This is a genomic window from Lactococcus sp. EKM203L (assembly GCF_011800585.1).
In the GTDB taxonomy this organism is placed as follows: domain Bacteria; phylum Bacillota; class Bacilli; order Lactobacillales; family Streptococcaceae; genus Lactococcus; species Lactococcus lactis.
Map to the genome: position 1 here is coordinate 1 of NZ_JAALEQ010000042.1, position 592 is coordinate 592.

At 31.2% G+C, this 592-nt stretch carries 2 protein-coding genes; both read right to left on the reverse strand.

The window, feature by feature from the left end:
• The coding region (locus HFD15_RS14000; RefSeq protein ID WP_167595254.1) for a cold-shock protein at window positions 1–72 on the reverse strand (72 nt) is incomplete at its 3' end.
• 277 nt (window positions 73–349) lie between these two features.
• Window positions 350–550, reverse strand: a complete 201-nt coding sequence (locus HFD15_RS14005) for a cold-shock protein (protein ID WP_015425995.1) — start codon at window positions 548–550, stop codon at window positions 350–352.
• Between the last annotated feature and the right edge of the window lie 42 nt (window positions 551–592).

Consider the following 592-nt stretch of genomic DNA (forward strand, 5'->3'; position numbering starts at 1 on the left):
TTGACCATCTTCAGAGGTAATAAAACCAAATCCTTTAGTAGCGTTAAACCATTTTACTGTTCCATTTGCCATAATATTTATTTCCTTTCGACAAAAATTGTAAATCTCATTTTGCGAAAAGTGAATCTATAAAACATTTTACTCATGACAAAATCTACTTCTTCATAGTAACACTAATTATACTCAATGTCAAACTACTCACTCATTAATAAAATCCATATCGTAATGACATGGATTTTATGAACTGTAGGGAAAGCAACTAATCTTCCCCTCACTCAGTATAACATTTTAATTCATTTTTGCAATAGCAATAAATAAAAAGCACAGGACATCCCATGCTTTAAATCATTTATCTTTTATGTACGTTTGAAGCATAACGCCCACGAGACGTCATTTTGATATCAAAAGTAACCTTTTGACCTTCATCGTATTTTTTAAATTCATTTCCTTGAATAGACAAGAGGTAGGCAAACACATCTTGCATATCATCTGCCATAATAAAACCATAGCCTTTGTCAGCGTTAAACCAATTTATTGTTCCTTTATTCATATAATACATCCTTTCGCATCATCTGTAAATCCTATTTTGCGA